Annotated in this window: 22 protein-coding genes and 1 pseudogene; 5 read left to right on the top strand and 18 right to left on the bottom strand. The window is 68.9% G+C overall.

Going from position 1 to position 21,263, the window contains the following annotated elements; all coding sequences use genetic code 11:
* Window positions 1-53: 53 nt before the first annotated feature.
* Complete coding sequence (locus NGF19_RS22565; protein ID WP_252426956.1) at window positions 54-299, top strand: hypothetical protein; 246 nt, start codon at window positions 54-56, stop codon at window positions 297-299.
* 57 nt (window positions 300-356) lie between these two features.
* On the opposite strand, the gene NGF19_RS22570 is transcribed toward NGF19_RS22565, so the two are convergent.
* The 4 genes from NGF19_RS22570 to NGF19_RS22585 form a co-directional block, all read right to left on the bottom strand.
* Window positions 357-1,259, bottom strand: a complete 903-nt coding sequence (locus tag NGF19_RS22570) for a GlxA family transcriptional regulator (RefSeq protein ID WP_252426957.1) — start codon at window positions 1,257-1,259, stop codon at window positions 357-359.
* Entirely contained in the window at window positions 1,256-1,795 is a 540-nt protein-coding gene (locus NGF19_RS22575) for a cysteine hydrolase family protein (protein ID WP_252426958.1), read from the bottom strand. The genes NGF19_RS22570 and NGF19_RS22575 overlap by 4 nt, the downstream gene beginning before the upstream one ends.
* A gap of 147 nt (window positions 1,796-1,942) precedes the next feature.
* Complete coding sequence (locus NGF19_RS22580; protein ID WP_252426959.1) at window positions 1,943-2,539, bottom strand: hypothetical protein; 597 nt, start codon at window positions 2,537-2,539, stop codon at window positions 1,943-1,945.
* Window positions 2,540-2,705: 166 nt separating this feature from the next.
* Window positions 2,706-3,368: a TetR/AcrR family transcriptional regulator gene (locus tag NGF19_RS22585; protein ID WP_252426960.1), complete on the bottom strand. Its 663-nt coding sequence runs from the start codon at window positions 3,366-3,368 to the stop codon at window positions 2,706-2,708.
* Window positions 3,369-3,757: 389 nt separating this feature from the next.
* Between NGF19_RS22585 and NGF19_RS22590 the strand changes: the two genes are divergently transcribed.
* Window positions 3,758-5,356 carry an MFS transporter gene (locus NGF19_RS22590; RefSeq protein WP_252426961.1) on the top strand — a complete coding sequence of 533 codons (1,599 nt, stop codon included), beginning with the start codon at window positions 3,758-3,760 and terminating at the stop codon, window positions 5,354-5,356.
* Between the two features lie 138 nt (window positions 5,357-5,494).
* Here the strand turns inward: NGF19_RS22590 and NGF19_RS22595 are convergent, their stop codons facing one another.
* The 3 genes from NGF19_RS22595 to NGF19_RS22605 form a co-directional block, all read right to left on the bottom strand.
* On the bottom strand, window positions 5,495-6,118 hold the full coding sequence (locus tag NGF19_RS22595) for a DUF305 domain-containing protein (RefSeq protein ID WP_252426963.1): 624 nt from the start codon (window positions 6,116-6,118) through the stop codon (window positions 5,495-5,497).
* 156 nt (window positions 6,119-6,274) lie between these two features.
* Window positions 6,275-7,750 carry an LVIVD repeat-containing protein gene (locus NGF19_RS22600; protein WP_372505722.1) on the bottom strand — a complete coding sequence of 492 codons (1,476 nt, stop codon included), beginning with the start codon at window positions 7,748-7,750 and terminating at the stop codon, window positions 6,275-6,277.
* A gap of 23 nt (window positions 7,751-7,773) precedes the next feature.
* Entirely contained in the window at window positions 7,774-8,064 is a 291-nt protein-coding gene (locus NGF19_RS22605) for a DUF4135 domain-containing protein (protein ID WP_252426965.1), read from the bottom strand.
* Window positions 8,065-8,096: 32 nt separating this feature from the next.
* Between NGF19_RS22605 and NGF19_RS31290 the strand changes: the two are divergent.
* The 3 genes and pseudogenes from NGF19_RS31290 to NGF19_RS22615 all read left to right on the top strand — a co-directional run.
* A pseudogene (locus NGF19_RS31290) lies at window positions 8,097-8,365 on the top strand (transposase); the annotation flags it as partial.
* Between the two features lie 137 nt (window positions 8,366-8,502).
* A complete protein-coding gene (locus NGF19_RS22610) occupies window positions 8,503-8,949 on the top strand; it encodes a cold-shock protein (protein WP_252426967.1) in 447 nt (148 codons plus the stop codon).
* Between the two features lie 289 nt (window positions 8,950-9,238).
* Complete coding sequence (locus tag NGF19_RS22615) at window positions 9,239-9,727, top strand: peptidylprolyl isomerase (protein WP_252426969.1); 489 nt, start codon at window positions 9,239-9,241, stop codon at window positions 9,725-9,727.
* A 102-nt stretch (window positions 9,728-9,829) separates the two neighbouring features.
* Here the strand turns inward: NGF19_RS22615 and NGF19_RS22620 are convergent, their stop codons facing one another.
* The 11 genes from NGF19_RS22620 to NGF19_RS22670 form a co-directional block, all read right to left on the bottom strand.
* The gene (locus NGF19_RS22620; protein WP_252426971.1) at window positions 9,830-10,066 is read right to left on the bottom strand and encodes an MbtH family protein; all 237 of its coding nucleotides are present in this window, start codon (window positions 10,064-10,066) and stop codon (window positions 9,830-9,832) included.
* Window positions 10,067-10,089: 23 nt separating this feature from the next.
* Window positions 10,090-11,265 (bottom strand): cytochrome P450, encoded by a 1,176-nt coding sequence (locus NGF19_RS22625; RefSeq protein WP_252426973.1) that lies wholly within the window; start codon window positions 11,263-11,265, stop codon window positions 10,090-10,092.
* 37 nt (window positions 11,266-11,302) lie between these two features.
* A complete protein-coding gene (locus NGF19_RS22630; RefSeq protein WP_252426974.1) occupies window positions 11,303-12,355 on the bottom strand; it encodes an SAM-dependent methyltransferase in 1,053 nt (350 codons plus the stop codon).
* A 26-nt stretch (window positions 12,356-12,381) separates the two neighbouring features.
* A complete protein-coding gene (locus NGF19_RS22635) occupies window positions 12,382-13,557 on the bottom strand; it encodes a pyridoxal phosphate-dependent aminotransferase (protein ID WP_252426976.1) in 1,176 nt (391 codons plus the stop codon).
* A 48-nt stretch (window positions 13,558-13,605) separates the two neighbouring features.
* The gene (locus NGF19_RS22640) at window positions 13,606-14,634 is read right to left on the bottom strand and encodes an isocitrate/isopropylmalate dehydrogenase family protein (protein ID WP_252426978.1); all 1,029 of its coding nucleotides are present in this window, start codon (window positions 14,632-14,634) and stop codon (window positions 13,606-13,608) included.
* 5 nt (window positions 14,635-14,639) lie between these two features.
* The gene (leuD, locus tag NGF19_RS22645) at window positions 14,640-15,245 is read right to left on the bottom strand and encodes a 3-isopropylmalate dehydratase small subunit (protein WP_252426980.1); all 606 of its coding nucleotides are present in this window, start codon (window positions 15,243-15,245) and stop codon (window positions 14,640-14,642) included.
* Between the two features lie 25 nt (window positions 15,246-15,270).
* Window positions 15,271-16,689 (bottom strand): 3-isopropylmalate dehydratase large subunit, encoded by a 1,419-nt coding sequence (gene leuC, locus NGF19_RS22650; protein WP_252426981.1) that lies wholly within the window; start codon window positions 16,687-16,689, stop codon window positions 15,271-15,273.
* Window positions 16,686-17,903 carry a LeuA family protein gene (locus NGF19_RS22655; protein WP_289736697.1) on the bottom strand — a complete coding sequence of 406 codons (1,218 nt, stop codon included), beginning with the start codon at window positions 17,901-17,903 and terminating at the stop codon, window positions 16,686-16,688. Before NGF19_RS22655 ends, leuC begins: the two co-directional genes overlap by 4 nt.
* A 123-nt stretch (window positions 17,904-18,026) precedes the next feature.
* Window positions 18,027-18,848, bottom strand: a complete 822-nt coding sequence (locus NGF19_RS22660) for an SAM-dependent methyltransferase (RefSeq protein WP_252426985.1) — start codon at window positions 18,846-18,848, stop codon at window positions 18,027-18,029.
* 40 nt (window positions 18,849-18,888) lie between these two features.
* Complete coding sequence (locus NGF19_RS22665) at window positions 18,889-20,175, bottom strand: lysine N(6)-hydroxylase/L-ornithine N(5)-oxygenase family protein (protein ID WP_252426987.1); 1,287 nt, start codon at window positions 20,173-20,175, stop codon at window positions 18,889-18,891.
* A 22-nt stretch (window positions 20,176-20,197) separates the two neighbouring features.
* Window positions 20,198-21,263: type I polyketide synthase (locus NGF19_RS22670; RefSeq protein WP_252426989.1), on the bottom strand; the 1,066-nt coding region annotated here is incomplete at its 5' end.

Consider the following 21,263-nt stretch of genomic DNA (forward strand, 5'->3'; position numbering starts at 1 on the left):
TGACCTGCCGGGAGCCCGTCGTGACGCCCTCGTACCCGTCCCTGACCCATGCCTTGGCTGAGGCTTTGGTCGATGTCCTGTGGTTCGTCGAGGGCAGTGAGGACGAGCAGATGGATCCGGACGATGCCGTCAAGGTCCTGGAGGGAGTTGCCCACTTGGTCAGCAAGCTGTCGAATGACCAGCGGCAGGAGTTGACCGGTCTGGTCGGGGCGATGGCAGAAGCGGAGTCCGACCCGGCTCGACGCGCGTTCCTGGAAGGGTTCCCGGAAGGCTTCGGACTCCTGGACGGTGCGTACTGAACAGCGAGCGCCGACCTCAGAACGATCAAGGGGCCGTCGGCCAGGGCGGACACGGTGTCAGCGCCTGAGGCGGCGGAGCATGCGGGCGTCCTCGAAGCCGACCTCGCGGGCGGCCGACTCGACGGTCGTGCCCTGGCTGATGAGGTGTTCGGCGCGTTCCAGCCGGAGGGCCTGCTGGTAGCGCAGCGGGGTGAGGCCGTCCGTGGCCTTGGCGAACAGGCGTGTCAGCGTACGGGCGCTGACGCCCGCGTGGGCGGCGAGACGGGACAGTGGAAGGGGCTCGGCGTAGTGGGTGTCGATCAGGCTCTGCACGCGGTGCACGGTGTCGTCCAGATGGCTGCGGTGCCGGAGCATGGCGCTGGCCTGAGGCGCGTTGCCGTTGCGGCGGGCGTAGACCACCATGTCGCGCGCCACTCGGGCGGCGAGGGCCGGGCCGTGCCGCGCGGCCAGCAGGTGCAGGGCGAGATCGATGCCGCTGGCGATGCCCGCCGAGGTCACGACCCGGTCGTCGGTGGTGAACAGCACGTCCCGTACGACCGTGGCCCGGGGGTAGCGGGCGGCGAGTTCGTCCTGGAGCTGGTGGTGGGTGGTGCAGCGGCGCCCGTCGAGCATGCCGGCCTGGCCCAGGGCGTCGGCGCCGGCGCAGACACTGGCGATGGTGCCGCCCGCGGCGTGGTGCGCGCGCAGACGCTCGACGGCGGACGCGTGCAACACGGGTCCGTCCCGCAGAACGGGCCCCCGCCACCCCGGCACCATGATCAGATCGTCGCGCCCCAGGACGGGCCAGTCGGTCCGGGCCACGAGGGGAAGGCCCTCGGCGCTCAGGACCTGGGGCCGCTCGGCCACGTAGTCGAGCGTGTACGGCTGCCCGAAGCCGTCCGCGCCGGCGAAGACCTGAGCGGGTCCGGCCAGGTCGAGCAGGTGGACTTCGGGCAGCAGGACGAAGACGACGCGGGTCATACCGCCGATGGTGCCAGCTCCGCCACGGTGGCGATCCGGGCGAAGCGGTCCCGCAGGACAGCCTGCGTGCGCTCCATGATCGCTTCGGCGCTCAGCTCACCGATCGGATTGGTGGCGGTCGCGTCGGCCACGAACACGACGTCGTAGCCGAGGTCGCTGCCGAGCCGGGCCGTGGTCTCGACGCACTGCTCGGTACGGATACCGCACACCCACAACTCACTCACGCCCGCCTCGGTCAGCCGCTGCTGAAGGTTGGTGGTGGTGAACGCGTTGTGCGAGGTCTTGTACAGCACCAGCTCCCCCGGCAGCGGCTCCTCCAGCTCCTCCAGAAGCCGGACATGCCCCAGCGCCGGATCGAACACGTCGTTGCTGCCGGGCTCGTTGTGCAGCACCCAGACCACAAGGTCACCGTTCTCCCGCGCGATCCGGACCAGCCGGTTCACCGGGTCGGCGATCTGCGGGTTACTGATCTCCTCCCACAGCGGTCGAGCACGAAAGGACTCCTGGACATCGATCACGATCAACGCTCTCTTCATGCCCCCAAGTCTGACCTGGGACGATCCGTGAACGGCAGACACGATCGGGGCCGGATACGGAACGATCTGGTCAGACACCATGCCTGGACCCGGATGGCGCCGCCCCTTTGCGGCAGGCATACGACCACGGCAGCAGTACGGCGTCCATCACCCCCTGCCAGGAACCAGCGACTGCCCATGGACGACGAGCGGAGGCACAACCTGCCCGGCCGCAACCGCGAGTTGAGCACTCCTCGCCGCGACTGCCTGTGGGACGGCCAGAGTGTCCGGCCACCTCACGATCCCTGGTCCGCCCCTCAGGACGACCATGTCCCAGTCGGTGTCCTCCGTCGCTCCGGAACGGTCCACGACCAGGCCCAGGCAGTCGCTCCACGTCTGTTGCAGGACCCAGGTGATGGAGCCGATCACGGACTCCTGCCGCGCCCCGAGCCCGTCGAGCCCGAACTCGATGACAGCCGCATCCCCGTGGACCCGGCGAATTCGTACGTATACGTCGGTCTCCCCGTCCAGCCACCACTGGAAGTCGACCTCGGAGTCACTGGCCGACTCCGCAATCTGGGCGAGTTGCTGGGAGGTGACGGGAACCTGTTCGCCCCAGGAGCCGGGGCCGTTCGTGATCGCGGTGACACGGCCGGATACCGGGTTGGCGAGGCCAAGCCCCGCCCGCTCCGACGACCGGAACAGAGAAGCCGGGGCGCCTTGCCGCCATGCCTGCCGGTACCAGAAGACGAATCCGTCGGTCATCGCGTGCTCCCACCTCGGGAAAACGTGAACATCAATGTCACCAAGAATCTCTCGGGCAACTCCTCGAGCACCTTTGAGTGCCGCCTCTGAACAGCGTCTGCCCCTGGCGAAACCTCACCGGCCAGGCCAGTACGCATCCCCGCCAACCGGGCCCCGGAGCACGGCCTCAGGCGTCGATGCCTTGTCTCGCGAGACCGGCTGCGATGCCGTCCAGGACACCGGCGAGGCCTGAGGCGAACGAGGCGTCGAGATCCCAAGGGGAGGCGCCCGCGCGCATCGCGCGGGCGAGCCGAGGGTACGCCACGGGATCGTACAGCGGGTTCTGCGCGTGGTCCGGGGCTTTCGCGCCTTGCTCCGCGGCGGTCTTCGCGTGCCGCTCCGCCTCCGCATCGCTGACAAGGATCAGCGCCACGCCTTGCACGTAGGAGGCGAACATGAACATGTACCGGAAAGCATCGGCGGGTTCGAGGTCGAGACCGTCGAACGAGGAGAAGGCGCTCTCGCTGTCCGCCGCGAGAGCCGGGCTGAAATACGCGCGGGTCGTCACCATGACCCTCGGCAGGATCCACGGGTGAAGGTGGTACAGCTCCCAGTCACGGTACGCGGCGCGTTCGAGGCCGTGCCGCCAGTTCCTCGGCGGCGAGTCGGGCAACGGCACGTCGGTCATCGCGACTTCCACCATCAGGGTCACCAGGTCGTCCTTGGACGCCACATGCCGGTACAGGGACATCGTGCCGGTGCCGAGTTCCATGGCGACCCGGCGCATCGACAGCGCATCGAGCCCCTCCGCGTCGGCGACGGCGATCCCGGCCCGCACGATGCGCTCCACGGTGAGAGGTGACGCGCTTCCGGTGGCGTCCGGGACATCGGTCAGCGCTTCCGTCCTGCGTGCCCGATAAGCCCTCGCCTGGCACGCGCGGGAACAGTAGAGCCTGGGCCGTCCCCGGTCAGTGGACTCCAGCGCCTTTCCGCACGACGCGCATCCCGGCTGTACGGACATCGAAGAACCCCTTTTCGTCACACCCAAGGCTTGTGACGAAATTCTAGCCCCCAGCGCAGGCGTAGGGGTAGGTCAAGGCGAACTAGCAGGTCGGAAAACTCATTGCGCCGCCTCGACATGCCTGCATACGCTGCGCGCGTCGTTGCGTACATCGTACGCACCAGTACGCATCCTGCGACGGTCCATTCCGCCGGAACCGCGCGGCTACAGGAGAGGCCATGACTGAAGAAGAGAAACGAGCCGGAGCCAGGGAGTGGGTGGGTCTCGCCGTTCTGGTGCTGCCCTGCGTACTGGCATCCATGGACATGGCCGTCATGTTCATCACGCTCCCGTCCCTGACGACCGACCTGGGTCCGAGCAGTTCAGAGCAACTGTGGATCATGGACACCTACGGGTTCCTTCTCGCCGGCCTGCTCATCACGATGGGCACACTCGGCGACCGCTTCGGGCGGCGACGGGTGCTGCTCACGGGCGCCGCGGCCTTCGGTGCCGCCTCGGTCCTGGCGGCCTGCTCCACAAGCCCCGAGACACTCATCGCGGCCCGCGCGCTGCTGGGCATCGCCGGAGCCACACTGGCACCGTCCACGCTCTCTCTGATCCGGAGCATGTTCCGCGACCCCGCGCAGCGGGCCACCGCGGTCGGCGTCTGGACGGCGGGGTTCGCGGGAGGCGCCGTGCTCGGCCCCATCATCGGCGGTCTGCTCCTGGAGCACTTCTGGTGGGGATCGGTCTTTCTGATCAATGTGCCGGTGATGGTCCTGCTGCTGATCCTCGGCCCGCTACTGCTCACCGAACACCGCGACCCCGAGCCGGGCCGTTTCGACCTGCTCGGCGCCGCCATGTCGCTCGTGGCCGTGCTCGGCGTCATCTACGGCATCAAGGCGATGGCGGAGCACGGCTTCGGGTGGATTCCGCTGACGTGCTGTGCCACGGGACTCGCCGTGGGAGCGGCCTTCCTCCGCCGCCAGCACAGGGCCGCGAACCCGATGATCGACATGGCGCTGTTCGGCACGCGCCGGTTCACCGTGCCCCTGCTCATCAACGCACTGGCGACGTTCGGACTGGTCGGCTTCAGCCTGTTCAACTGGCAGTTCATGCAACTCGTCCTGGGCATGGACCCGTTGGAGGCGGCCGTGTGGTCCTTGCCCACCTTCCTCGTGATGCCCCTGGGCATCGCGCTGGCCACCGCGATCGCCCCCCGCATCGGTCAGCACAACGTGATCGCCGCCGGGCTGCTCGTGGCCACCACCGGCTACGTCACGCTGGCCCTGCTGCAGGCCGATTCACACATCGTGCACCTCGTCAGCGGCATGGCCATCGTCTCGATCGGCATCGGCGCCGTCTCCGCCGTCGTCACCGAGGTGATTCTGTCCGCCGCCCCACCGGAGCGAGCCGGGGCCGCCTCCGCCATGGCCGAGACCTCTGCCGAATTCGGCGGGGCGCTGGGCATCGCGATCCTGGGCAGCATCGGCACCGCCTTCTACCGTTCGGAACTGACCGACAAGGCTCCTGACGCCCTCACCCCCAAGGCGTTGGACGTGGCGAGGAGCACCCTCGGCGGCGCCGTCGAGACCGCTGCCACCCTCCCCAGAAGCACCGCGGAATCCCTGCGAAACGTGGCCTTCGACGCCTTCGCCCGGGAGGCACGGATCGCCGCGCTGCTCAGTGCCGTCCTGATGACGGGCGCGGCGATCCTCATCGCCACCCTGCTCCGCACCACACGCACCCGACCCAGCCCCTTGGACTCCCAAACCGCTGCGGAACAGGGAGACGGGGACCGAACGAGGCCCCCGCACTCCCCGGCAACCCCGTCCTGAGCAAGGCACTCGTGGGCGCTACCGGCCCCGCGCCGACGGCGGAGAAGGCGAAGTCGGACCGGATGCGGCCAGCGGTCTTCACCGGCCAGGTTCACGAACTCCGCCGCAGCCCTCTCCGCCCGAAGTGGCCTGGGACGGCTACGACTTGTCGTCCAGCATCTGCTGCATCATCTGGACTTGGGCGTACTGGGTGGCCAGCATGTCGGTCGCCCACGTCTGTATGGTCTCGTCGGTGCCGTTGGTGAGCACCTCCGTCAGCATGTCGATCGCACCGTTGTGATGCTTGATCATCAGCCGCAGGTACTGCACGTCGAAGGCGTTGCCGGTCGCCGCGCTCAACTGGTCCAGTTCCTCGGGGGTGGCCATCCCCATCTTCTCGACCATCATCGGATCCTGCAGCATCTCCTCGTAGGCCTGCTGGGGATCCGTCTTCTCGAGACCGTTCCACTCCTGCCACGACTGCATCATGTAGATCTCGAGGCCCTGTTCGACGTCGATCCGATCGGCGAGCGCACGCAGATCGCTGTCACCGGACCTCGACGGGGCCATCCGGCTCAGGATGAGCGCCTGTTGGTGATGCGGGATCATCATGGCGACGAAGTCCGCATCGGCGTTGTTCGACTCGACCTGTGGGCTCTGTGGGCTCTGTGGGCTCGTCGACACCGGGGCGGGATCAGCCGCCGCGGCCCGAGGTATCTGCCCGGCCTCCGCATCGGCGGACACGGTCGCGACGCCGAGCAGGCAGGCGACTGTCAGCAGCACACTTGCGACTCTGCGGTACCTCACTGTGTGCCTGTTCCCTTCTGCCTCGCCACGCGGCCCCGGGGAGCCACGCACGCGGCGGGCCGAACTCGTGGGTTGCTGCACGTGTGGGTGCGGCCCCGGCGGACGTGCCGGTCGCCGGGGCCATGGGCGGAATCAGGGCTTGTAGCTGTACTGGGTCTGCGCGTTCATGAAGTCCAGCCGGACCCGGTCGGCGTTGTTCGGCGCTCCGGTGAGCTGGAGCACGTCCAGGCCCTTGGTGATGTCACTGGAGTAGATGCGACCGTTGTACCAGTACGCCGACCAGGAGCCGCCGAGCTGCAAGGTCTCCTCGGAGAGCGGGCCGCGCTCGAAGTAGCCGATCTCCTTCGCGTGATCGGGGTCGGTGAAGTCGATGACCGACACGCCGCCCTGGTACCAGGACTGCACCATCATGTCGCGGTGCTTGGCCGGGATCAGCGAGCCGTTGTGAGCGACGCAGTTCTCCGTCTGCTGCTGCATGCGCGGAATCTTGAAGTAGCTGCGGAACACCAACTCGCGGTTGTCGCCCTCGCCCTTGATGTCGTAGATGGCGTCGGCCCCGCGGTTCGGCCCGATCTGCTCGTTGCAGGTCGGCGCGCTGCCGCCCCCGAGCTCATCGGTGAAGACCACGCGGTTCCCGTCGTTGGTGAACGTCGCCGAGTGCCAGAAGGCGAAGTTCGCGTCGGTGGCACTGGTGATCACGTACGGGTCGACGGGATCCGAGATGTCGATCAGAGCGCCCTCGCCCATGCAGGCACCGGCGGCCAGATCCTTCTCGGGGAAGACGGTGATGTCGTGGCAACCCGCGGTGGCGCCTGCGCCGCCGTCTGGGAAGAGCACGGGCGTGGCGACCACGGATGCGGACACGGGGTCGTCCAGGGGAACCTTCACGATCGAGATCGAGTCGTGCGGAGGCTGGCAGTGCGGGAACGCCGGGGACGGGCCGTACGAGGAGATGTAGAGGTAGGCCGTCTCTCCGCCGTCAGCGGGAACGTACGTGTGCGTGTGGGAACCGCAGTCGGTCCGCACCGACTTCAGGTACTCGGGGTTCCGCTTGTCGCTGATGTCGAAGATGCGGATGCCTTCCCAGGCGTCCGGGTTGGCCGCATTGGAGTTCGTGCTCGCGCAGGACGGATCCGACTGCGGACTGTCGACCGACACGAACAACAGCTTCCCGTCCTCGGAGACGGTGGGGTCGCCCTGCCCCCCGTTGCACGCCGTCTGGGAGACGATCGTCGGCTTCGTGGGGTTCTGGATGTCGTAGATCGTGAACCCGGCATAGGTGCCCTGAATGGCGTAGTTGCCGTAGAACGCCAGGTCGCTGTGGGTGGCATCGGCGAGCGGACCCTGCCTCGGAACGTTCGCCAGGTGCTTGATGTTCGCACTGTGTGATATCTCGTCGACGCGGAGGTCACGGTCCTGGGCGGTGGACGGGCCGACCATCCCGAACGACGTGACGACGAGTACGCCGGCGAGTACGGCCGCCTTGAGCGCGCGGCGCGTTCTTCGCACGAATGCCGATCCTTGCAACGCAGGGCCTCCTGTCACGAGGGGCGTTACGGACCCAGGCAATATAGAAGCCTTGTCATGATCAGATCTAGGCATGGTCATGACACGCCCGCTCAGGGCAGTGATCAACTCAAGCTACCCACCCACGGGTCGATGCAACAGGGGGCGTGAGACCGGGAGGTCCACTGCAACAACTCCTGGAAATGCCGGTCGACGTGGAGCGAGCGCGGCTTGTAGACGACCCGGTGCCCGTCTGCGAAAGTGACAATGCCGACCGAGCGACCGCCGCGGTGCCCATCTCCCGCCTCGAACTGCACATCGATCGGTTGCAGGTCCACCGCGTCCGGCACGAGGTGGCCGATCGCGGACGGATCGGCACACAGGTAGGCGCAGAACTCCAGCCGAGCAGCGACCAAGACGCTGATCGGCCGGCTGTTTCACGTTTCGCAACGTCCGCCTGCACCTCACCCACGGCATGCGGTAGTTCATCGACCGGAACTCCGACTGGCTGACCGTGCTCCAGCTGCCCACCATGCCCCGGACCTCAATCCGCAGGAGGGCATCTGGTCGCTGGTCAAGCGCGAGATCGGTAACCTCGCGGCCGCTGATCTTTCCCAGGTCACCCGAGCCGTCAAGCGCAAACTGAAACAGATCCAGTACCGGCCCGACATAGTCGACGGCTGCCTCGCCTGCACAGGCCTGGCCCTGAACGACTGACCGACATCAGGAATTCAAGTTCAGCTAGCCTGGGTTCACGGCTGACCGGTCAGGCTCGACCGGAGCGGTTGATCGGGTGCCGTCGTGGTTCGCGATGTGCAGTGTCGTGTATTCAGCAAAGGTGTTGGGGTCTGACTATGGCTATGGGCAAGGTCGTCCGGTTCGACGAGGTTCGCGGGTACGGGTTCGTCTCTCCCGACGGCGGTGGCCCCGACGTGTTCCTGCACGTCAACGACCTCCTCGTTGACAAGTCGCTGATCAGCCCCGGTGTCCTCGTGAGCTTCGACCTGGAGGACGGCGACCGCGGCCTCAAGGCTTCCGCCATCTCCCTCGCAAGCGAGCGCCTGTCCCGTTCACCGCACACCGACTCGCGTCCGTCGTCGGCGGCCCCCCACACACCGGCGACGGTTCAACGGACGGACCTGGACGACGACACTTGCGAGATCCTCTCTGCCAAGGACTTCACCAACGAGGTCACCGAGGCGCTGCTCGTCAGCAACCCGGCGCTGACCGGTGAGCAGATCCTGGACGTCCGGAAGTGCCTGGTCCGGATCGCCGTGAGCCACGGGTGGGTGGAGTCGTAGAAGCTGGTACCGGAGGAAAGCCGGCCGGGCCGCGGCGACGTGACCCGGCCGCTGTGATGTCGGACCGTTCCATGGCGTGCGCAGCGTCAGAGCAGGTTGGAGCGGGAGGCCGCGAGGAGGCTGCCGTGGGCGGCGACAGGTCGAGGCAGCCTCGAAGTCATCACAGGTTGCTGGGAGTTACTGTCCGGCCAGCCGCTTTCGGACCGACCAGCCCCAGGACTGCTCGTCCTCGTCCTACAGTAGGCTTCCGTTTCCCATAGTGACTTTACCTACGCCGAGTGGAGTAGTCATGACCAACGTCCGCCTTTCGACGACGATGGGTGACATCGTCCTTTCGCTTGACGAGGCCAACGCGCCGAAGTCGGTGGCGAACTTCCTGACGTACCTCAACAGCGGGCACTACGCGGGCACGGTGTTCCACCGCGTCATCAGCGGCTTCATGATCCAGGGCGGCGGCATCGACACGAACATGCGCATCAAGCCCGCTCCCCACCGGGTGGAGAACGAGGCGCGCAACGGCCTGAAGAACGTCAAGTACAGCGTGGCCATGGCCCGGACCTCGGACCCGCACTCGGCCAACGCGCAGTTCTACATCAACACGGTCGACAACGCCTTCCTCGATCACCCGGGGCAGGACGGCTGGGGTTACGCGGTCTTCGGTACGGTCGTGGCGGGGCACGATGTCGTGGACCGGATCGGCCGCGTCGCGACGGGGGCTCAGGACGTGCCCCGGGAGCAGATCGTCATCACGTCGGCCGACGTTGTCCCTTCGGTCTGATCCGTCGCTGAACGGCCGTCGAGGTGGACGGCAGTCACAACGGCCAGTGACGAGTGCTACGAGCGCTCGCCACTGGCCGCTGTGACGTTGTACCAACACCTGTCAGTCGTCGGATCCGGCGACAGTCTCCTCCTGACGGGCCGCCAGCTGCAGGCTCAGCGGACGCATGTCCGTCCAGCTCTCGTCGACGTAGGCCATGCACACGGCCTTGGTACCTGTCGGCCCCACGGCCTTCCAGCCCGCGGGCACCTGGAGGTCGGCCGACCAGAGCGAGTGCTGTCCTTCGTCGTTGACAAGCACCTGAAAGAGTTCGGTGTCGGATGCTTCGTGCGCGATCATCGTGATCCTTCCAGGAGGGCGGTTCAGGCGGGTTCGACGAGGAGGTGGAGGCTCTTCGGGCCGCTCATCGTCGGGTCCGGGTGCCACTGCATCGGACGGTCCGGGTCGATCCGGAAGGAGCTGAACCGGCGCAGCAGGACGCGCAGGGCGACGTGCGCCTCCAGGCGGGCCAGCGGGGCGCCGAAGCAGAAGTGGATCCCCTTGCTGAACGCGATGTGGGGATTCGGGTTCCGGTCGATCAGGAACTCGTCTGGGCGGTCGAACTGCCGCTCGTCGTGGTTGGCCGACAGGACCGCGCACACCACGACCTGTCCGGCCTCGATGGTGGTGCCGCGCAGTTCGACCTGCTTCTTCGTGACGCGCGGCACGATGCTGACGGGGCTGCGGTAGCGCAGTACCTCCTCCAGCGCGGCGGGGATGGCGTCCGGGTCGGCGCGCAGCGTCCGCTCGACCTCCGGGTGCTCCTGGAGGCAGAGAAACGTGTTCCCGAGCCAGAGGGTCACCGTCACGTGGCCGGCGAGCAGGAGCACGGTGGCGAATCCGGCGATCTCCCGGTCGGTCAGGCTTTCGCCGTCCACCTCGGCCGCCAGCAGGTCGGAGAGCAGGCCGGGCCTCGGGGCCTTCCTGCGCTGGACGACCAGGTCGAGCAGATAGTCGTGGAACGCCTCGGCCGCGCTGACGGAGGACTCGTTCTTGGTGTCGAACTGGCCGTTCTTGTACAGCTGGTCGGCCCACTGCTTGAACAGCGGCCGGTCCTCGGCGGGGACGCCGAGCATCTCGGTGATGACCGTCAACGGCAGGGCGTAGGCGAAGTCGTCGACGAGTTCGAGCTCGGTCTTCTTCGGCACGCGGTCCAGCAGTTCCTCGGCGATCCGCTCCACCCGCTCTTCGAGCTGGGCGACGGCCCGGGGAGTGAACGCCTGGCTGACAAGCCGGCGCAGCTGCTGGTGCCGCGGCGGGTCGAGCGTGCCGATGTGTCCCTCCATCAGCTGGGTGGCCTCGGGAAAGACAGCGGTGAAGTCCGAGGAGAACGTGTCGTGGTCCGAGAGCACGGAGACCGCGTCGTCGTACCGGAACACCTGGTACGCGCCGCTCGCGGGGTCGCGGACCACCGGGGTGGTGTCGCGCATGGTGCGGCAGAGTTCGAGCATCTCCAGACCGGGACGCGGGGCGGGCGAGCCGTCCGGCGTGGTGGGCATGAGGTCTCTCCTTGGGTCGGTGGGTGTCCGGGCCCGCTCAGGACGGGTCGGCGACGATCTCGTAGTAGGCGAACCGGAAGGCCGTGTTGGGCGCGGAGAAGACCCGCTTGCAGGTCAGGCCGGCCGCCTCGATGACCTTCAACCAGCCCTCCCGGGGCTGCGGGAAGCCCTGTTCGGTCAGCACGTGGATCAGGTAGAAGTTGGCGTCCTCGGCGTCCACGAGCAGTTCCGGCTCGCACAGCAGCAGCGTGCGGTTCGGGGCGGCGCGCAGCAGGTCGGCGTACCGGGCGAGCATCTCGACCACCGCGGCCTCGCCGTCCCGGAAGTGCTCGTGCAGCGCCCCGACCGCCACGTAGAAGTCCGCGCCCTCGACCACCTCGGCCGGCCACTCCTGCGGCCGGAAGGCGTCGGCGACCAGGAAGGAGAGCCGGTCGGCGACGCCCTGCTCGGCCGCCCGTCGCCCGGCGTAGTCGATCGCGTCCTGGGCGATGTCGATCCCGAAGCCGCGCAGTTCGGGGTCGTCCCGCACCAGGTCGAGCAAAAGGCCGCCGGTGCCGCAGCCGAGGTCGAGCACGCCACGGGCGCCACGCTCGCGGACCAGGTCGCGCACCAGGTTGCCGCCGAAGCTGCGGAACAGGACCTCGCACCGCAGCCCGAGGGCCTCGGTGTCACGGCTGACATCAGTGCCGTAGGTCTTGCTGCCATCCAGCAATCCGCCGATGTCGTGCAGGACCGGCCCGTACGCGTCGACGTAGTAGCCGAGCAGGGACTCCGCGACCTCATCGAGGAGTTGGGCGCCCCGTCGGGTGGTGCGCCAGGCGTCGCCCTGGGACTCCACGATGCCGCGCACCTCCAGGAAGCGCAGAACCTTGCCTATCCGGTCGGCCAGTTCGGGCTTCGGGGCCAGCTCCGCGAGCGGCGTCCAGTCGCCCGAGAGGCGGTCGGCGACGCCGGAGTTGGAGAGGCCCACGATCGCCGTGCTCAGGACGTAGGAGGACGCCAGCTCGCCGGCGCCGGCCTCGGCCACGGACTTCCAGGTCTGCTGGACCTCGTCATCCAGGACCATGACGGACTTGTTCTCAGCGGTCATGTCTGCATTTCTCCCTGTGGGTCGGATCAGTTCGACTGCTCGGTCACGGTGAGGAATCGGCGCATCCGTTCCAGCGCTTCAACTGTGCGTTCCCGGTCGCGTACGAAGGTGGTGCGCACCCAGTTCAGGCCGTCGGCACGGTCGGCGAAGAAGCTCGTGCCGGGGGCGAGCAGGACCCCGGCGGTCTCCACCAGTTCGGCGACGAGCTTGTCGCTGCGGGCGGCCAGGCCCGAGCTGCCTGCCAGGACGAACCAGCCGCCCTCGGGCATGCGAACATCGAAGCCCAGCGTCTCCAGGTACGCCACCAGGTGGTCGCGGCGCTCCTGGAAGAGCGCCCGGTCGTCGATGAAGTCGGCGGCGCCGACGGCCGACACGCCCTGTTGCAGGGGGCGGGCGGCCCCCACCGTGGTGCGCTCGTGCACCCGCCGGATCCCTGCGGTGAGCTCGGGGGAGGCGACGCAGTAGCCCACCCTCCAGCCGGACATGTGCAGCGACTTCGACAGGCTGCCTACGGCGATCACGTGGTCCGCCGTCCCGGGCATGCCCAGCGGCGAGACGTGTGTCCGGCCGTCGTAGACGTAGCGCTCGTAGACCTCGTCGGTGATGAGTACCAGGTCGTGCTCGACGCAAAGTTCGAGCAGTCCCGACACCTCGGCCTGGTCGAAAGCACGCCCCGTCGGATTGTGCGGAGTGTTGAGCAGCACCGCCCGGGTCCGGCCGGTGATCGCGGCCCGCACCGCGTCGAGGTCGAGGCGCCAGTCGCGCCCGGCGAGCGGGACCGGACGGTGCACCGCTCCGGTCAGACCGATCACGCCCGGGTAGTTCTCGTAGAACGGCTCGGGCAGGATCACCTCGTCGCCCGGGTCGGTGACTGCGAGGACGGCGGCCAGGACGCCTTCGGTGGCGCCGCAGGTGACCGTGATCTCGTCGACAGGGTCGACCGCGACGCCCCGGGTCCGCAGGAGCTCTGCGGCGATCAGCTGCCGCAGCGACAGCAGGCCTTCCGGCGGGGCGTACTGGTTCTGTGCGGACGTGAGGGCGGCGGTGGCCGCCTCGATCGCCGCCGCGGGCGGGTCGCCCGGCGGGATACCGAGGGCGATGTCGATCGCGCCCACGTCGTGGGCCAGCCGCATCAGTCCGGCCAGCTCCATCGCGCCGATTCCCGACACACGGCGAGAGAGCCGGCCCCTGGCGGCGGTCATGCGGCCACCTTCTGGGTCTCCGGCGTCGGCCGCCCTGGGACGCGTGGTTCAGTGGAGCGCCGCACGGATCGCCTCTCCCGCCGCCTTCGTACCGAGCCGGCCGCCGAGGTCGGCGGTGCAGCGCACCTCCGCGACGGCCATCCGCACGGCTGTGCGGACGGCGGCGGCCTCCGCCGGGTGCCCGACGCGCTCCAGGAGCAGCGCAGCGGAGAGGATCGCCCCGATGGGGTTGGCGGTGTCCGTGCCGGCGATGTCCGGGGCACTGCCGTGCACCGGTTCGTACAGCCCGAATCCCGTCTGCGGGTTGAGGTTGACCGAGGCGGAGGTGCCGAGGCCGCCGGCCAGTTCCGCGGCGAGGTCGGACAGGATGTCGCCGTAGGAGTTGTTGGTGACGATGACGTCGAACGCGGTCGGGTCTGAGAGCAGCCGCATGGCGGCGACGTCCACGTAGAGGTGCGAGGTGGCCAGGTCGGGGCGGGCGGCGGTGGCGTCCAGCCAGCACTGCTGCCACAGTCGGCCGCCGTTGGGTACCGCGTTGGACTTGTCGACCATGCAGACCGCGCGGGTCGCCGAGGCCAGGGCGAAGTCGATCACCCTGCTGACGCCGAGGTGGGTGCTCACCTCGGTGTCGATGGCCACCTCCGCCGTGGAGCCGGGACGCAGCGCGCCGCCGATGTCGGTGTAGAGGCCCTCGGTGTTCTCCCGGACGATCACGCAGTCGATGGCGCGCCGGTCGGGGTCCCGCAGCGGGCTGAGGCGGTCGTGCAGGAGCTGCGCCGGACGGTAGTTGGCGTACAGGTCGAGCTCGAAGCGCAGGCGCAGCAGGACGTCCCTGGCGTACCGGGTGCCGGCGACGCGGGCGTCGCCGATCGCGCCGAGCAGGGCGCCGTCGCTGCGGCGGATCCGGGCGAGGTCGTCATCGCTCAGCGCGCATCCGGTGGCGAGGAACGTGCCGGCGTTGACGTGGTCGAGCACGTCGAAGGAGAGGTCCAGGCCGAGGCCGTCGAGGAGGGCTAGGGCTTGCTCGGTCACCTCGGGGCCGATGCCGTCCCCGGGGATGACGGTGATGAGGGGCATTGTGCTCAGTTCACCCCGCCTGTCGGTGCGAAGGCGGGCAGCCAGGCTGGCCGCCCCTGTTCGTAGGCGACGATGTCGTCCTGCCGTTCCAGGGTCACAGCGATGTCGTCCAGGCCCTCGAGGAGCAGGCGGCGTGCCCTGCCGTCGATCTCGAAGGGGCAGCTGCCGCCGGGCCAGCGCACGACGCATCCGGCGAGGTCGACGGTGATCTCGTACGACGCGTCCTGCTCGGCCCGCGCCATCAGCTGCGCCACGTCCTCGTCGGGCAGTTGGGCCGCCAGCAGGCCGTTCTTCAGGGCGTTGCGGCGGAAGATGTCGCCGAAGCTGGGGGCGATCACCGCGGCGACGCCCCAGTCCCGCAAGGCCCACACGGCGTGCTCGCGGGAGCTTCCGGTGCCGAAGTTCGCCCCGGCGACCAGCACCGTGCTCGCGGCGCGCGCCGGGTCGTTGAAGACGAAGTCCGGCTGTTCCCGCCAGCGAGCGAACAGGCCGTCCTGGTACCCCGTCTTGCTCAGCCGCCGGCAGTACTCGCTGGGAATGATCTGATCGGTGTCCACGTCGCTGCGTCGCAGCGGGAGCACCGTGCCGGTGTGGCTGGTCAGCGGTTCCATCCCCGTACCTCCTCGCTCTGTTCGGTCACCCGCGGTCCAGGTCGGACGGCGCGGCGAGACGGCCGGCGACCGCGGTCGACGCAGCGACGGCCGGGGAGACGAGGTGCGTGCGTGCGGTGCGCCCCTGCCGTCCCTCGTAGTTGCGGTTGGACGTCGAGGCGCAGCGCTCGCGTCCGGGGAGCCGGTCGGAGTTCATGCCGAGGCACATCGAGCAGCCGGAGAACCGCCATTCGGCCCCGGCGGCCAGAAAGACCTCGTGCAGCCCCTCCTGCTCGGCCTGTTCGCGCACCTGCATGGAGCCGGGTACGACGAGCATGCGCACGTCTGGTGAGACCTTCCGCCCGCGCAGCACCTGTGCCGCCGCCCGCAGGTCCTCGACCCGGCCGTTGGTGCAGGAGCCGAGAAACACGGTGTCGATCCCGATGTCGCGCATCGGGGTGCCCGGGGCGAGGCCCATGTAGTCCAGGGCGCGGCGAGCCGCCGCCCGTTCCGCGGGGTCGGGGTACGCCTCCGGGTCGGGCACGCTCTCCCCGAGGGGCACGGCCTGGCCCGGGTTGGTTCCCCAGGTCACCATCGGGGTCAGGTCGGCCACATCGATGGTGACGGTGTGGTCGAAGACCGCCCCGGGGTCGGTGTGCAGGGTCTCCCAGTGGGCGAGCGCGCGCTGCCAGGCCTCGCCGGTGGGCCGCCGCGGGCGGTCGGCGAGGTAAGCGGTGGTGGTGTCGTCCGGGGCGATGAGCCCGGCCCGGGCGCCAGCTTCGATGCTGAGGTTGCACATGGTCATCCGGCCCTCCATGGAGAGTCCGCGGACCGCCTCGCCGCGGTACTCCAGGACGTGGCCGTGGGCGCCGTTGGCGCCGATGTGGGCGGTCAGGGCGAGCATCAGGTCCTTGGCGGTGACGCCCGGTGCGGGCACGCCGGTGAACTCGACCGCCATGGTCCGGGGCCGCTGCAGGGCGAGGGTCTGGGTGGCCAGCACATGCTCCACGTCGCTGGTGCCGATACCGAAGGCGAGGGCGCCGAACGCGCCGTGGGTCGAGGTGTGGCTGTCGCCGCACACCACCGTCATGCCCGGCTGCACCGCACCGAGTTCGGGGCCGACGACGTGGACGATGCCCTGGCGTCCGTCGCCGTGGCGGAACAGTTCGATGCCGTGCTCGGCGCAGTTGCGGCGCACCGTCGTGACCTGTTCGACGCTGATCGGGTCGGTGATGACCAGGCTGTCGGTGGGGACGTTGTGGTCCTCGACGGCCAGGGTCAAGTCGGGCCTGCGCACCGGGCGTCCGGCGAGCCGCAGGCCGTCGAAGGCCTGGGCCGAGGTCGCCTCGTGGACCAGATGCAGGTCGATGTAGAGCAGGTCGGGGCCGTCGGTGGCGGCGCCGACGCGGTGGCCGTCCCAGATCTTCTCGACCAGGGTCCGCGGTGTCGTCCTGGGGGTCGTCATCGGCGGATCTCCTCCCCCGCGGGCGTGTTCTCGCCGTCGGCCGGGCCGAACGTGGCCGCCAACTGTGCGCGCACCATTCCGAGTTCGTCGCAGCGGCCGTCGGGGCGCTCGGTCACGTACTCGGTGTACAGCCGCTCCACCAGGTCCTCATCGGGCTCCACGCCGAGCTGCTGAAGCACGTGGCGGAAGACGGCCCGGCCGGAGTGGCGGCCGACGAGCATCGAGCGTTGCCGGGCGAACCGGTCGGGGTTGAGGAACTCGTACGTCGCCGGGTTCTTGAGGATGCCGTCCTGGTGGATGCCTGCCTCGGTGGCGAAGGCGTTGTCGCCGAAGACCGCCTTGTTGCGCGGCGGGGCCATGGCGATCACCGCCGACAGGCTCTGGAAGGCACCGTAGAGGCGCTCCAGCCGGATGCCGCTCGTGACGCCGAGCTGCTCGCCCTTGAACTCCAGTAACGCCGCCATCTCCTCCAGCGGGGTGTTGCCGGCGCGCTCGCCGATCCCGGCCAGGGTGGCCTGGACCTCGTTCGCGCCCGCTTGGATGCCCGCCAGGGCGTTGGCCAGCGACAGTCCCAGGTCGTCGTGGCAGTGGGTGGCGAGCGTGACGTCGTCCGGGAGCCAGGAGCGGACCAGGGCGCACAGGTCGCCGTACTCCTGCGGGGTCGCGCAGCCGGTGGTGTCGGCGAGGATCACGGTGCTGACCCCGGCCTCCAGGGCCTCCATGACCAGCGCCTCGATCAGGTCCTTCTCGCCGCGGCTGGCGTCCTCGACGCCGAAGGAGATGTCCTGCGCCCCGAGGGAGTGGGCGTAGCGGATCGCGTCGCCCGCCTCCTTCACCGCGTCCCGGCGGGTGATGCCCCGCTTGTACTGCAGGTGGAGGTCGCTGCCGGTGCCGCAGATCTGCACCTGGTGGTTGGGGCGTGCTCCCCCGGCTTCCATGGACAGCCGGACGTCCTCCCGGGAGGCCCGGTTGAACGTGGCGAACCGTGTGGTGGGGGCCAGCGACTCGGCGATCAGGCGGGTGGCCGCGAAGTCCTCCGGCGAGGAGCCAGGGAATCCCGCCTCGATGGTGTCCGCGCCGTAGGCCTCGGCCTTGAGCGCGAGCATCTTCTTCTGCTCGGTGGTCATCGCGTTTCCGGGCGCCTGCTCACCGTCTCGCAACGTGGCGTCGAAGATGGATATTCTTCGCCGCGGCGGGCTTTCCTGACCTGTCATTGGTCCTCCCCGTCTCCCGTTCAAGCAAAACTGGATCGATCGGCGGGATATCCGCCGAACCGATGTTCCGAACGTGCACACATCGTGTGCCGGAAATGACGCGCACGAACCGCGTGCCGGAATTCAGGATCGCCGGTGCGCCACGATCAGTACGCAGCCGAGTTCTCCGGTCATCTGACCGACCATGCTCTCCGCCTCCGCGGACTGTTCCGCAGTGAATCCGAAGAGTGCGGCCAGTTCGTCCTTGTTGGCGATCGTGATGTCATTCATCATCGTGAACGAGGGGCTGACGTTCTCCGAGATGTCGGAGATCTCGTCGGCCACCAACCCGGCCGCTTCGAGCAGCGCCGGGTAGTCCGCCAGGCGAGGCAGCGCGCCGGGGCGGGTGGCCCGGTCGGCGGCCTCCTCGTCCGTGACGTCCTCCCGGTCGAACAGGTCGGTCAGTACCACGCGGCCGCCCGGGGCGACGACCCGGCCCATCTCGGCGAGCGCCTGAGCGCGGTCCATGTGGACGATCGACTCGAAGGCGAGCGCGGCGTCGAACGAGCCGTCCTCGAAGGGCATGTCCGTGCCGTCGGCCTGCTGGAACCGCACCTGGTCGGCCAGACCTTCGGCCGCCGCCCGTCCGGTGGCGATCTCGATCTGGTACCCGCTGATCGTGATGCCGAGCACGTTCGCGCCGGTCGCCTGGGCCAGCCGGACGGCGGGCTTGCCGAGGCCGCAGCCCACGTCCAGGACCCGGGCGCCGACGCCGACTCCGAGCTTGGGGATCAGCAGGTCGGTGAACCGGTCGGTCGCCTCCTCGACGGTGGCCTGGTCGTCCGGCCCGAGCCAGTACGCGAAGTGGAAGTTGTCGTCCCACTCCCGGCGCAGCATCGGGCCGACCAGCTCGTAGTAGTCCAGTTGCGGCAGGCTGGTGCCGGGCACCGTCTCTTCCGAATGCATGTCTTCTCCTCTTTGTTCCGGACCGTTTTGTTCCGGACCGTCAGGACGTGGGTCTTACGGCTGCGCACAGCGATTCGGCGATTTCTCCGGAGCGCACGGCCGTCATGGAAAGCAGGCTCGACGAGATGCCGTGAGTGTGTTCGGTTGCACCTTGCAGGTAGATACCGCAAGCGAGTTTCTCGGACGTGACGGCTCGATAGTTGCGGTCGACTCGCAGCATACCTTCATCGTCCAGTTCGATAAAGTCTCCGAGTTCTCCGAGCAGCGGCATCGGGTCCGCCGGACGGTAACCCGTGGCGAAGATGACGACGTCCGAATTCACCGTCTCGACCTCGCCGTTCGGCAGGAATTCGACTTGCACGTCCACGCCGTTCGCGACCGGGGTGGCCGCGCGGACCCGGGAGACGTTCGCGATCCGCAGCCGGTGGACGCCGGCGACCTTGTCCTGGTACTGCCGGCGGTAGATCTCCTTGATGAGGTCGAGATCGACGACCGAGTAGTTGGCGTTGCCGTGATACCGCATCAGGGACTGCCGCACCTCGGGCGAGGCCAGGTAGTAGTCGTCCACGGCGGCCGGGTCGAAGATCCGGTTGGCGAAGGGGCTGTCGTCGGCGACGCTGTAGCCGTAGCGCGAGAAGACCGCGTGCACGCGGGCGTCGGGGAACGCGCCCAGCAGATGGTTGGTCACCTCCGCCGCGCTCTGGCCGGCCCCCACGACCGTGAAGCTGCGCTCCGGAGCCGGAGGCAGCTCGGCGAGCCGGTGCAGGAACTCAGAGCTGTGCCAGACCCGCTCGGACAGCTCGACGCCGTCCGGCAGAGCCATCCGCAGGCCGGTGGCCAGGACCAAGTTGCGGGCCAGACAGGTGCGCGTCCGGTCCGGCTCGGCGACGTCCCTGATCACCAGCTCGACGCAGTCGATGGCGTGCTCACCCGGCACGGGCCGCACGGCGGTCACCTCGCTGCCGTAGCTCACCACCTCGGGGAACCGGGCCGCGGCCCAGGCAAGGTAGTCGTGGAACTCGGTCCGGGACGGCACCAGGATCTGGTGGTTGATGAAGTCGACGAGCCGGCCGCGGTCCTTCAGGTAACACAGGAAACTGAAGGAGCTGGTCGGATCGCGGAGCGTGACGAGGTCCTTGAGGTACGAGATCTGCATCGTCGCGTCGTCGATGAGCATGCCGCGGTGCCAGCCGAAGGACGGGCTGCGGTCGAAGAAGGCCGCGCTCGGCGCCTCCTCGCCCCGCTCCCGCAGTGCGATGGCCAGGGCCAGGTTGGACGGCCCGAAACCGATCCCGGCCACGTCGAGGATCCGAGTCGTGTCCTGCACGGACAAGTGTTTTCCTCCCATATCAGTCGGACCCCCACTTGGAGGCCAGGGTGCGTAGCAGCGAGTTGATGCGTACGCGCGGCACGCTGTCGGTGGGCAGCGCTGCGATGGTTGCGGGCAGTTTGTTCAGCTCCTCCAGGACCAGGAGTGCGGTGGCCACGTCCTCGGGTACGTCGCCGGTCGCCGGCATGACCAGCGACCGCAGGTGGACCGCCAGGCCCATGGGCGTCGGGTGGTCGAAGATGAGGCTCGCCGGCAGTCGCACGCCGGCGACGGCCGCCAGGTGGTTGCGCAGCCGCACCGAGCCGAGCGAGTCCATGCCCAACTCAACGAACGTGCGGTCCTGTTCGACCTTCTCCGGATCGGTGTGCCCGAGCAGCGCTGCCGTCGCCGACCGCACGACCTCGAACACGGCCTGGTCTCGCTCCTCCTCCGGCACCCCGGCCAACCGTTCGGCGAGGGATTCCACGCTCTCCTGCGGTTCGGATCCGGTGGCCCGCCGCACCGGCCGGCGGACCAGGCCGCCGAACAGCGGGTGCAATGGTTCGTGGCCCGACCGGGCCTGCAACGGGGCCGTGTCCAACCGCATCGGCACCACGGCCGCGGCATCGGCCGCACCCGCCAGGTCGAACAGGCGCAGGCCCTGGTCGGAGGTGAGCGGGAGCACGCCGGAGCGGGCGATCCGCGCCAACTCGGCGGTGTCGAGGTGGCCGGTCATCCCGGTGGCCTCCGCCCAGAGCCCCCAGGCCAGGGACTGCGCAGGCAGTCCCTGGGCCCGGCGGTGATGGGCCAGGGCGTCCAGATAGGCGTTGGCCGCCGCGTAGTTGCCCTGGCCGGGGTTGCCCAGCGTGCCGGCCGCCGCCGAGAACAGGACGAATGCGGTGAGGTCCAGATCACGAGTCAGTTCGTGCAGGTGCCAGGCCGCGTCGGCCTTCGGCCGGAGCACGCGGGTCAACCGGTCCCGGGTCAGGGACCCGATCAAGGCGTCGTCGAGCACCCCGGCCGCGTGGACTACCGCCCGCACCGGATGCTCCGCGGACACGGACGCCAGCGCCTCGGCCAGCTCCTCCCGCACCGCCACATCGCAC

Origin of the sequence: Streptomyces macrolidinus, assembly GCF_023887685.1 — a bacterium.
In the GTDB taxonomy this organism is placed as follows: Bacteria; Actinomycetota; Actinomycetes; order Streptomycetales; family Streptomycetaceae; genus Streptomyces; species Streptomyces macrolidinus.

Excerpts from the sequence above, each read along its gene's own strand:
- NGF19_RS22570 (WP_252426957.1), bottom strand. The coding sequence starts at position 1,259 with ATGACCCGCGTCGTCTTCGTCCTGCTGCCCGAAGTCCACCTGCTCGAC.
- NGF19_RS22575 (WP_252426958.1), bottom strand. The coding sequence starts at position 1,795 with ATGAAGAGAGCGTTGATCGTGATCGATGTCCAGGAGTCCTTTCGTGCT.
- NGF19_RS22580 (WP_252426959.1), bottom strand. The coding sequence starts at position 2,539 with ATGACCGACGGATTCGTCTTCTGGTACCGGCAGGCATGGCGGCAAGGC.
- NGF19_RS22590 (WP_252426961.1), top strand. The coding sequence starts at position 3,758 with ATGACTGAAGAAGAGAAACGAGCCGGAGCCAGGGAGTGGGTGGGTCTC.
- NGF19_RS22600 (WP_372505722.1), bottom strand. The coding sequence starts at position 7,750 with ATGACCATGCCTAGATCTGATCATGACAAGGCTTCTATATTGCCTGGG.
- NGF19_RS22610 (WP_252426967.1), top strand. The coding sequence starts at position 8,503 with ATGGCTATGGGCAAGGTCGTCCGGTTCGACGAGGTTCGCGGGTACGGG.
- NGF19_RS22615 (WP_252426969.1), top strand. The coding sequence starts at position 9,239 with ATGACCAACGTCCGCCTTTCGACGACGATGGGTGACATCGTCCTTTCG.
- NGF19_RS22620 (WP_252426971.1), bottom strand. The coding sequence starts at position 10,066 with ATGATCGCGCACGAAGCATCCGACACCGAACTCTTTCAGGTGCTTGTC.
- NGF19_RS22625 (WP_252426973.1), bottom strand. The coding sequence starts at position 11,265 with ATGCCCACCACGCCGGACGGCTCGCCCGCCCCGCGTCCCGGTCTGGAG.
- NGF19_RS22630 (WP_252426974.1), bottom strand. The coding sequence starts at position 12,355 with ATGACCGCTGAGAACAAGTCCGTCATGGTCCTGGATGACGAGGTCCAG.
- NGF19_RS22635 (WP_252426976.1), bottom strand. The coding sequence starts at position 13,557 with ATGACCGCCGCCAGGGGCCGGCTCTCTCGCCGTGTGTCGGGAATCGGC.
- NGF19_RS22640 (WP_252426978.1), bottom strand. The coding sequence starts at position 14,634 with ATGCCCCTCATCACCGTCATCCCCGGGGACGGCATCGGCCCCGAGGTG.
- leuD (WP_252426980.1), bottom strand. The coding sequence starts at position 15,245 with ATGGAACCGCTGACCAGCCACACCGGCACGGTGCTCCCGCTGCGACGC.
- leuC (WP_252426981.1), bottom strand. The coding sequence starts at position 16,689 with ATGACGACCCCCAGGACGACACCGCGGACCCTGGTCGAGAAGATCTGG.
- NGF19_RS22655 (WP_289736697.1), bottom strand. The coding sequence starts at position 17,903 with ATGACAGGTCAGGAAAGCCCGCCGCGGCGAAGAATATCCATCTTCGAC.
- NGF19_RS22660 (WP_252426985.1), bottom strand. The coding sequence starts at position 18,848 with ATGCATTCGGAAGAGACGGTGCCCGGCACCAGCCTGCCGCAACTGGAC.